Raw genomic sequence first — 9,905 nt, 5'->3', positions numbered from 1 at the left:
GAACCGCCGCGCCGTATTGTTGCCGCGCCAGATACAGCGAGGCCAGATGCAAGCGCGCCTCCGCCGCCTCGGGCGCGAGCCCCACGGCACGGGCGGCAAGCTGCGTGGCCTCCTCCATTTGCCCCATGCCTGCCAAAAATCCGCTTAAAATCCGCAGGATGAAGAAATCATCGGGCGCCAGGGCATCAGCGGCGCGCAACAAGGCGACGGCTTCCTCCCGCTGGCCGCCCGCGAAAAGCGCCTCCGCTTGTGCGCGCAGGGCGGGAAGATTCCGCCGGTCGCGCCGTACGGCCTCCATCTCGGCGGCGAATGGCCTGCCCTCCATCAATACCCGGCGCCAAAGTTGCGGGGGATGCCCGCAACGCCGCTGATCCCGGAGATGGTCTGCAACACCTTGGAGACATCGGCCACCGGCGCATCGCTGACATAGATGACATCTCCAGGACGCACCACGAAGAGATCGGCGATAAAAAAGCCTTCCGCCTGGCTGAGGTTGAGCTGATAGACGGTTTGCACCGCGCCGGGCTGCCGGCGGTAGACAAACACGCCGCGCGGGGCGGCCAGATTGTCCTGCAGGCCGTAAATCTCAGCCAGTGCTTGCACCAGCGTGATGTCAGGGGAATCATAGGGGAACAGGCCGGGGTGATTCACCGCGCCAAAAGCATAAAATTCCAGGCGGCGGGGCAGCAGCAGCACGGCATCGCTGGGCGCGATTGGAATGTCCAGCGCCGGATTGCCGGTGATGTCGCTCAGCACCGCCTGCGCCTGCCCGCCGCCACGGCTGACCCGCACAATGGTTTCGTAATCCGCAAGGCGCGAACCGCCCGCCAGAGCGATGAGATCCAGCAGGCTTTGCGCGCCGGCCGTGAGCGGATAAGCGCCAGGGCGGGTTGCCTCCCCCTGCACGATGGCCGTGCCGGAAACGGCCTGCGCGTCCAGCACCGCGGCCTGGATGTTATGCCCCTGCCCCGCCAGCACGGCCATGATGGTACGCTCCACCGAAAGCGGCGTGCGCCCGGCGACGGACAACGCGCCGACATAGGGCAACTCCACCATACCGGAGGGGTCAACCCGGAGCGAGACATTCATCCCTGGCGGTGATAGCAGCGTGGTGCCCGCCGGGTTTGGCTCCCAGAGGGTGACCTCCAAAAGATCGCCGATGCCGATGCGCCCCAACGGCGCGGCGGGCGGCAAGGCCGCGAAGGCGCGAACGGCGGCGGCCATGCCGCCATCACCCGATGCCTGATTGAGACAGCGCGCCGCATCCTCGGTGAGGGCAACAAAATTGTAGCCGGCGTCACCCGCTGGGGTTTTGGCGGCGCCACCGCTGTTGATGACCGCGCCGGTGGACGGTCCCGCCTCCGGGAGCGCCGCGCAACCGGCCAGCAGGGCGCTGCCGCCCAGCGCCAGCAGCCGCAGGCAAGCGCGGCGGGTGGAACGGGCGCCGTTCATTCCGCGGCCTCTTGAAGTGCGGCTTCCTGGCCCGGCGCATGCGCCGCCGCGCAGCCGTTGGCCTCCAGGTAAAGCCGCGCGTTGGTTTCAGTGTTGTACACAAGCTCGGGAATGCGCCCGCTCACCCGGCCGCGCGCGGCGATTCGCCCGGCCAGCTCCGCATAATTGCCGATGTCGAAAAACTCGATCAGATCTGGGTGATAACGCGCGTAAGCCCGGAAGGCGGCGGTGCGCGAGGCAATAACGCGCGTGCCCATCTCAAGGGCGATGGAAATCGGCCCGGAGCTGGACTGCCCAACCTCAATATAAGGGAACACCGCCGCGTCACACAGCGCCATGGCGGCGGCGAACTCGGAATCGGACAAAGCGCCCATGAAATGCACCCGCGCGCGCAATGTCTCGGGGTGTTCGGCGATAAGCCGCGTCACATCCCCGCCCGGCGAAAGCGCCAAGCCGCTCTCGCGCAAATGGTCCAGCGGCGTCTGGCCGATCCGCGCCGCTTGCAGGAGTTTCGCGATATAGGGGTCGATCGCCTGTTCGCGCTTGATGCCCTGCGGATGCACGCCGCCAAAAATAAGCAGATGATAATTTTCCGGCAAAAAATTCAGCGCCCGGATCGCCGTCTCGAAGCCTTTGTACGAGGAGAGAAAACCAAACGTGCCAACCAATTTTACGTCAGCCGGCAAGGTTTCGATCAACGAAAAATCATTACGCCGGGTGCGCTGGCGCAAGCCCCATGCCTCGGCATGAGCAATGAAGGAGAGCGGGTGATGAAATACGTTATTTAACCGGAATATGTCGCGCATCATCCGCATATCGCGCTTGGCATGCACGATGACCGAAACCGGCTTGCGCGCTTGCAGGCGGCGCAGCTGGCCGTGGATGCTATGGCTCAGCACGCGGCTTTTGAGCGATGCGCCGATCGCCTCGAACATGGCGATGATCCTGCCTTTACGCAGCAGCCTGCCCATCAACTCATAGGGTAGATCATCGCCGATCAGCACCGTGTGCATGGTGACGGAAAGTGCCGGGGCAGCATTCGCCAGAATGCGGAAGCGGCGGATAATATCGCGGCTGGTGCGCCCCAGAGTGCCGTGTTCCAGCTGGATGTTCACGCTGTCATACCCGCGCAGCGCACGCGCTATCTCCAATATATGCTGGTCAGCCAGCCTGCGCACCCGGCGATGGGTGCTTTTGAGCAGATACTGGTCCAGATCGAAAATCTGCAAATCTGCATACGGAGCCAGCTGTTTTTCAATGGCCCTGGTATATCCGGCGATGCCGCAAAGCTCATCATAAGTGCTCACAATCGCAATGCGGGGGCGGCGGTCTGCTTGTCGCTCTGCGGGCATCGGGAATTTCCTTTCGTCTTGTTCAGCCGATGCGTTGCTTCAGGCCAGAACTTCACTCAACAACGTTGCCCCAGCTTCCGGCATTTCAGCCAGCGCCGGCCGCGTGCGATAAGCGCCGTAGGAGACATCGCTTCCTTCGCTGACCTCGCCGATCACATCACAGGTCGCACGCAGATAATCACGCGCTTTCGTAACCGTTTCCCAGCTGATATCGTCAAGCACCAGAATACCGCCCGGCGCCATCAGAGGAAGCCAGTTTTGCACATCGGCCAATGCCTGAGCCTCTGCGTGCGAGCCGTCGATATGCAGCAGATCAAACTTGTGACCCCGCATCGCCTGAAATGCACAGCGCGCTTCATCGGAGGGCAGCTCGATCAACTTCACCACACCGGCAAGCCCGCAATCCATCACTGCGGAGATAAAACCCAGCTTGATCTTGTTTAAATCAACCTCACGCCACCACTGGTCATTATCCTCGCTCGTGGCCTCCTCCACCGCCACGCTGTTGCTCCAAGGCTCAATCGCGTAGACCGTCGCGCCCGGCCGGTCGCGCGCCGCCAGCGCCAACGGGATCAGTGATCTGCCGCCGTAGACGCCGATTTCGCCAATCCGCGCGCCGCCCATCTTCGTGACAAGTTCAGTCAGCCACAACGCTTTTTGCAAAGAGCACCAGCCATCCAGCTGCGGCAGAACCGCGCGGATGCAGTCAGCCAGATCGCCGCCGGGCGGAGGCGTTATGCGGCCGGGCACATCCCGCCCAGCCCGCAGCGCGTTGATTTCCGCCTCGCGCTCACGCACCACGGCTTCACGCTCGCGCACCACCGCCTCGCGCTCGCGCACAACAGCCTGCGTCTCACGTATCTTCGCGTCCTGCTCAGCCAGCATGGCCTGATGCATGGCGGCCTGCTGTTCCAGCAATGAAGTGTAATCCTTCACCACCGCATGGTCCGTTCGGAACCAAAAACCCTGTCCATCAAACCGCTCATGGTCATATCCCTTTTAAAGGCGGCCATAATTATCCTCCAGGCGCACAATGTCGTCCTCGCCCAGATAGGCGCCGGCCTGCACCTCGATGATTGTGAGCGCGATCCGCCCCGGATTCTCCAGCCTGTGCACACATCCGGCGGGCAGATAGATGCTCTCATTTTCGCCTAGCATGAGGGTGCTCTCATCGCGCGTCACCAGCGCCGTGCCCTCAACCACCACCCAATGCTCGCAACGATGAAAATGCTTCTGCAACGATAATCGTTCGCCCGGCAGCACGACAATCCGCTTCACCTGAAAGCGGGCGCCATTGATGAGCCCTTCATAAAAACCCCAGGGGCGGGTATTCAACCGCGTGATGGGCGCGCCAGGGGGCTCCGGCGGCGCGGCAACACCGCAGTCAACAAGGGTGGCATCCCGGCCGAGTTGTTCAACAACGGCAAAACGATCCTTGGCATTGGTTACCATGCGCAAACCTCCAATGGTTGATAAGCGCAGCAATACCGGTAAAAGTTTAATCAACGGCTAACGGGATGCGCCCCTCCAAGCGAGGGCCACCGGGCGTTAAGCATTGCCGCGCGGCGCCGGGCGAATTGCCTTCCCGCAGGCAAAGGCACAGGCACAAGCTCAGCGCCATCTCCGTTATTTTGCCGCCGTTGCGCAGGAGGGAAGCCCCCCCACTGCCTCATCAGCCTGAGAAATATGAGCGCGGCTCATCGGATCGCGCCGGTAAAAGCCCCTTCAGCCGCCCAAAGCCATGGGCATGTTCCAGCGCCACCAGCGTGCAGGGAGTTCCGCGCGCCTTGTCAGCGCGCGGAGATGATCACAGCATGCCCGCGAGTCCCGTTTCCATGGCGGCGACGGCGGAGAGGTTGGCGATACCGCGCGCGGTTACGCTGGGCACCGCGATGTGCAGCGGCTTGTTCAGCCCCAGCAGCATCGGCCCCACGGTAACGCCCTCGGCGGTGGCCTTCACCAGATTGAAGGAGATGTTGGCCGCGTCGATATTGGGGAAGATCACCAGATTAGCGGCTCCGGTCAGTGTGGAATCAGGCAGCGCCTGCGCGCGGATCTGCTCCACCAGCGCCGCGTCGCCGTGCATTTCGCCGTCGATTTCCAACTCCGGGTCCTGGGCGCGGATCAACGCCAGAGCGGCGCGCATCTTGCGGGCGGAGAGTGAGTTGGAGCCTCCGAAGTTGGAGTGCGAGAGCAGCGCCACTTTCGGCTTGATTCCGAAATGATGCACCACCTGCGCGGCCAGCAGCGTCATCTCCGCCACTTCTTCGGCCGTCGGGTCCATGTTCACATGCGTGTCGCAGAAAAACAAAACACCCGCCTGCACGATCAGTGCCGTCATCGCATACACGCGCGTCGCCCCGGCGCAACGCGGGATGATCGGCAGCGCATACTGAAACTGCCGCCACCAGTCGCCGGTGCCGCCGCAGATCGCGGCATCCGCCTCGCCCAGCGCCAGCAGCATGCCGGCCGCCACCGTCTGGCGCTTGCGCAAATGCCGCGCCGCCCATTCAGGCGGCACGCCGCGCCGGCCAACAAGCTTCTGGTAATCAGCCAGCACGCGCGCGAACAGCACCTTGTCCTGCTCAAAATCAACAATGCGGACATCCTGCCCCGGCCGCATACGCAGGCCCAGGCTAGCGATTTTGGCGGCGATCACCATGCCGCGGCCAACCAGCACCGGGTGCGCCAGCTTATCATCCAGCACCGTCTGCACCGCGCGCAGGGTGCGCTCGTCCTCGCCCTCGGCATACACAATGCGCGGATGCGCCTTGCGCGCCACTTCGATAACGGGGCGCAACAACTGCCCGGAGCGGAACACGAAACGCTCCAGCTCATGCTGATAGGCGCCGAAATCCTCAATCGGCTTACGCGCCACCCCGGCCGCCATCGCGGCGCGGGCCACGGCGGGGGCGATGTGAAGGATCAAGCGTGGATCGAAAAGTTTTGGAATGATGTATTCCGGCCCAAAGGTCGGCGCGACGCCGCCATAGGCCGCCACCACGGTCTCCGAGGCTTCCACCCGCGCCAGCTCCGCAATCGCCTCCACCGCCGCCAGCTTCATGCTCTCGGTAATCGCGGTTGCCCGCACATCCAGCGCGCCGCGGAAGATGAACGGAAAACACAGCACGTTGTTCACCTGGTTTGGAAAATCCGAACGCCCCGTCGCCATGATCGCATCGGGGCGCGCCGCCATCACCAGCTCGGGCAAAATCTCCGGCTCCGGATTGGCCAGCGCCAGGATCAGCGGATTGGGCGCCAGCAACGCCAGCCACTCCTGGCGCAGCACGCGCGGTGCCGAGAGGCCAAGGAAAATATCCGCCCCGTCCAGCACCTCATGCAGCACCCGCGCATCGGTCTGCCGCGCGACGTGTTCCAAGGTCGGGTCCAAATTCGGACGGCCGATATAGATCACGCCCTCCTTGTCCGTCATCGTCACGTTTTGCGGATTCGCCCCCAGCGAGAGCAAAATATTCACGCAGGAGAGCGCCGCCGCGCCAGCGCCAGAGGTGACGATCTTCACCTCCTCGATTTTCTTGCCCTGCACCTTGATCGCGTTCAGCACCGCCGCGCCCACGATGATCGCGGTGCCGTGCTGATCGTCATGGAACACCGGAATGTTCATGCGCTTGCGCAGGGTCTGCTCGATATGGAAGCATTCCGGCGCTTTGATGTCCTCAAGGTTGATGCCGCCAAAAGTCGGCTCCAGCGCCGCGACGATCTCGATGAACTTATCCGGGTCCTGCTCGTTCACCTCGATGTCGAACGAATCGATTCCAGCGAATTTCTTGAACAGGACGGCCTTGCCCTCCATCACCGGCTTGCCCGCCAGCGCGCCGATGTTGCCCAACCCCAGCACCGCCGTGCCGTTGGTGATCACGCCAACGAGATTGGCGCGCGAGGTGAGGTCAAAGGAGGTGTCAGGGTCCGCCACGATGGCGTCGCACGCAGCGGCCACCCCGGGAGAATAGGCCAGCGCGAGGTCGCGTGACGTCTCCATCCGTTTCGTCGCGGTAATCGCCAGTTTTCCCGGCCGCGGCCAACGGTGGTATTCCAGCGCGGCCTTGCGTAAATCATCATCCATGACATTCCCCCACTTTCCTCATATCCCTCGCCTGCATAGCCAGTTTCAGGCGCCAGCCAAATATGCCAGACAGCGGGTCTGCCATAACAACGGGTCTGCCATAACCGTTCAGGGGTTGAGAAGAAAGATGGTGCGGTCGAGAAGACTCGAACTTCCAAGGGGTTTCCCCCACAAGCACCTCAAGCTTGCGCGTCTACCATTTCGCCACGACCGCATCGCACGAACTCGCCCGGCTCACGCCCGGCGCCCGGAGCCTATAGACCATGGATAAATTGACGGCAACAGTGCAAATCGAATCTGGTCTCACCCCCTATGAGACGGCCATTTCCCTCATGCGCGCGCGCATCGCGTCCATTCACGAGGGCACCCAGGGCGAATTTTTGTGGTTCGTGGAGCATCCCCCGCTCTACACGGCGGGCACCTCCGCCGCCGAATCCGGCCTGAAAGACCCGGCCCGCTTCCCCACCTACAACGCCGGGCGCGGCGGGCAATGGACCTATCACGGCCCCGGCCAGCGCGTGGTTTATGCCATGCTGAACCTCAACGAGCCGCATGGCGGCATCCCCGCGCGCGATATCCGGGGCTATGTCGGCGGGCTGGAGTGCTGGGTGATCGAGACGTTGAAGGATTTCGGTATTAAGGGCGAGACTCGCCAGGGCCGCGTCGGCATCTGGGTGGTCAACGGCGCCGCCGAGGAGAAAATCGGCGCCATCGGCGTGCGGGTGAGCCGCTGGGTGAGCTGGCACGGGCTGGCGCTGAACGTGAACCCGGATCTCTCCCATTTCACCGGCATCGTCCCCTGCGGTATCACTGAACACGGCGTCACCAGCCTGGCGGCGCTGGGGGTGCAGGCAACCATGTCCGAGGTGGACGCCGCCCTGCTCAAAAATTTCACCAAGGTATTCGGCGCATGAAGCTCTCCGTCCTCGACCAATCCCCCAACCGCAGCGGCTTCAGCCCCGATACCTCCATCCGCGAGAGCCTGGAGCTGGCACGCGCCTGCGAGGCATACGGCTACCATCGCTACTGGCTCTCCGAGCACCACAGCTCCGAGGCGGTGGCCGGCAGCGCGCCGGAAATCCTCATGGCCGCCATCGCCGCCGCCACATCGCGCATCAGGGTCGGCAGTGCGGGCATCATGCTGCCGCATTATTCGGCGTTCAAGGTGGCGGAACAGTTCCGCGTGCTGGAAGCCATCGCACCGGGGCGGATCGACATGGGGGTGGGCCGCGCGCCGGGTACCGACGGGCGCACCGCCATGGCCCTCAACCCGTCCGCGGGCGGCATGGCGGAGAATTTCCCCGCCCAGGTGCGCGATTTATACGCCTGGGCCTCCGGCGGGCTGCTGCCCGAGTCCCATCCCTTCCGCACCGTGCGCGCCGAACCCTCCGGCCCCTTCGCCCCGGAGCTGTGGATTTTGGGCAGTTCCAACTACGGCGCGCAACTGGCGGCGCATTTCGGCCTGCCCTATTGCTACGCTTATTTCTTCACCGACGGCCAGGGTGCGCAGGAAGCCCTGGACATCTACCGGGAAAACTTCAAACCCTCCGAACTTCTAGCCGCCCCGCACGCCGCCATCACCGTCTGGGCCTTCGCGGCGGATACGCAGGAAGCGGCGGATTATTTCTACCAGTCGCGCGCCGTCTTCAGCGTGCTGCGCGACCAGGGCAAATTCACCGCCCAACTCTCGCCAGAGGAGGCGGCGGCATTTCCCTATACCGATGAGCAGCGCGCCAGGGCCGCCCGGCGCAAGGAGCGCGCCTTCACCGGCACGGCGCGGGATGTGGCGGCACGGCTGCGCGCGCTGGCGGCGGAGAGCGGCATCGCCGAGCTGGTCATCACCACCACCGCTTACGACCCGGCGGCCCGCCAGCGCTCCTATGAGCTACTGGCGCGCGAGATGATTACATCAACCCTCTAACGCGAGATACGCGGCCCCCGCCAGCAACGCCGCCGGCAGAACCGCGCCGGCCAGCGCGGGCGCCGGGCCGTGCAGGGCAAGGCCCGCCACAAACATGGCCGCCGCCGCCACCGCGATGGTGCGCGCGCTGCCAAACAGCGTCTTGAACAGCGCCTTCATGCCGCCGTTCCCGCCCGGCGCCGCAGCAGCACGACCAGCCCCAGCCCGCCCAGCAGGTAAAACGTCACCAGCGCGGGCAGCGCGCCGTCACCCAACGGCCACGCATAGCCCTGCGCCTGCAACAACCAGAAACTGCCAAAACTCAGCAACGCGCCGCCGACGATGAACTTCAGCGCATTTTCCGGCACCCGCGCCAGCGGCCTGTGCAGCAGCGCCCCCACGGCGATGACCGTGAGCAAAGCCGCAATGGCCGCACCGGCCACCGGCAGCGTATGGTGCGACTGCACGCCAAGCGCCACCACGATCAACCAGACCTCCAAGCCTTCCAGTAAAGTGCCGTTGAAGGCGATGAGCCAGGCGGCGTGGTGGTCGCTCAACCCCTTGCTGGCGCGCACGGCGTTGAATTGCGCCACCTCATCATGCAGCGGCCTCAGCCCAGCCCCGCGCGCGATGGCCTTGGCCAGCCAGCGCAGGCCAAACAGGATCAGGAACGCCGCGATAACCCCCTGCACCCAGGCAAAATCCGGAATATAGGCGAGCAACGCCGTGCCGGTGAGCGTCATGCCCGCCAGCACCAGCAGCGCGGCACCCGCAGCGGTGGCGGCACGCGCCCAGCCGATGGAGAGCGCCACCGCCAGAACAATGGTGAACGCCTCCACCCATTCCACGCAGGCGCCCAGGTAAGTCGCCAGAATAATCCCCAAATGTGGCATGCTACCCTCTCATCGCGTCCAGCGCCGCCTGCAAGATGGCGGCGGCGGCGGCCTTGTCGATAATCTCGCCCCGGCGCGCGCGGCTCAACCCCGCCTTTATCATACGCTCATGCGCTTCAGCGGTGGTGAAACTCTCATCCATCAGCGCCACCGGCAGCCCGGTGGCGGTGCTCATCGCATGCGCCCAGTCGCGCGCCGCCTGCGCGCGCGGCCCCAGCTTCTGC

9 protein-coding genes, 1 tRNA gene and 2 pseudogenes are annotated in these 9,905 nt (G+C 64.3%); 2 read left to right on the top strand and 10 right to left on the bottom strand.

Going from position 1 to position 9,905, the window contains the following annotated elements:
• The 7 genes and pseudogenes from PHE40_RS09580 to PHE40_RS09550 all read right to left on the bottom strand — a co-directional run.
• Positions 1–325 (bottom strand): annotated as a pseudogene (locus PHE40_RS09580) (hypothetical protein); the annotation flags it as partial.
• Entirely contained in the window at positions 325–1,452 is a 1,128-nt protein-coding gene (locus PHE40_RS09575; RefSeq protein WP_299961194.1) for a polysaccharide biosynthesis/export family protein, read from the bottom strand. The pseudogene PHE40_RS09580 and the gene PHE40_RS09575, both read right to left, overlap by 1 nt.
• Positions 1,449–2,804: a hypothetical protein gene (locus PHE40_RS09570; protein ID WP_299961192.1), complete on the bottom strand. Its 1,356-nt coding sequence runs from the start codon at positions 2,802–2,804 to the stop codon at positions 1,449–1,451. Before PHE40_RS09570 ends, PHE40_RS09575 begins: the two co-directional genes overlap by 4 nt.
• 39 nt (positions 2,805–2,843) lie before the next feature.
• On the bottom strand, positions 2,844–3,740 hold the full coding sequence (locus tag PHE40_RS09565) for a class I SAM-dependent methyltransferase (protein ID WP_299961191.1): 897 nt from the start codon (positions 3,738–3,740) through the stop codon (positions 2,844–2,846).
• A 63-nt stretch (positions 3,741–3,803) separates the two neighbouring features.
• Positions 3,804–4,130 (bottom strand): annotated as a pseudogene (locus PHE40_RS09560) (cupin domain-containing protein); the annotation flags it as partial.
• A 481-nt stretch (positions 4,131–4,611) separates the two neighbouring features.
• Positions 4,612–6,888: an NADP-dependent malic enzyme gene (locus PHE40_RS09555; protein WP_299961189.1), complete on the bottom strand. Its 2,277-nt coding sequence runs from the start codon at positions 6,886–6,888 to the stop codon at positions 4,612–4,614.
• Between the two features lie 128 nt (positions 6,889–7,016).
• Positions 7,017–7,102, bottom strand: a tRNA-Leu gene (locus tag PHE40_RS09550).
• 49 nt (positions 7,103–7,151) lie between these two features.
• Here PHE40_RS09550 and lipB point away from each other — a divergent pair.
• Positions 7,152–7,802, top strand: coding sequence for a lipoyl(octanoyl) transferase LipB (gene lipB / locus PHE40_RS09545; protein WP_299961187.1), 651 nt, complete (start codon positions 7,152–7,154; stop codon positions 7,800–7,802).
• The gene (locus PHE40_RS09540; protein WP_299961186.1) at positions 7,799–8,809 is read left to right on the top strand and encodes an LLM class flavin-dependent oxidoreductase; all 1,011 of its coding nucleotides are present in this window, start codon (positions 7,799–7,801) and stop codon (positions 8,807–8,809) included. The genes lipB and PHE40_RS09540 overlap by 4 nt, the downstream gene beginning before the upstream one ends.
• Here PHE40_RS09540 and PHE40_RS09535 read toward each other — a convergent pair.
• The 3 genes from PHE40_RS09535 to ruvX all read right to left on the bottom strand — a co-directional run.
• Positions 8,798–8,968 (bottom strand): hypothetical protein, encoded by a 171-nt coding sequence (locus tag PHE40_RS09535; protein ID WP_299961185.1) that lies wholly within the window; start codon positions 8,966–8,968, stop codon positions 8,798–8,800. The genes PHE40_RS09540 and PHE40_RS09535 overlap by 12 nt on opposite strands.
• Entirely contained in the window at positions 8,965–9,681 is a 717-nt protein-coding gene (locus PHE40_RS09530; RefSeq protein WP_299961184.1) for a hypothetical protein, read from the bottom strand. Before PHE40_RS09530 ends, PHE40_RS09535 begins: the two co-directional genes overlap by 4 nt.
• A 1-nt stretch (position 9,682) precedes the next feature.
• The coding region (gene ruvX, locus PHE40_RS09525; RefSeq protein ID WP_299961183.1) for a Holliday junction resolvase RuvX at positions 9,683–9,905 on the bottom strand (223 nt) is incomplete at its 5' end.

The organism is Acidocella sp. (assembly GCF_028687955.1).
Lineage (GTDB): Bacteria > Pseudomonadota > Alphaproteobacteria > Acetobacterales > Acetobacteraceae > Acidocella.
The sequence above is the reverse complement of the archived record's forward strand: the minus strand, read 5'-3'. Positions and strand labels throughout refer to the sequence as shown.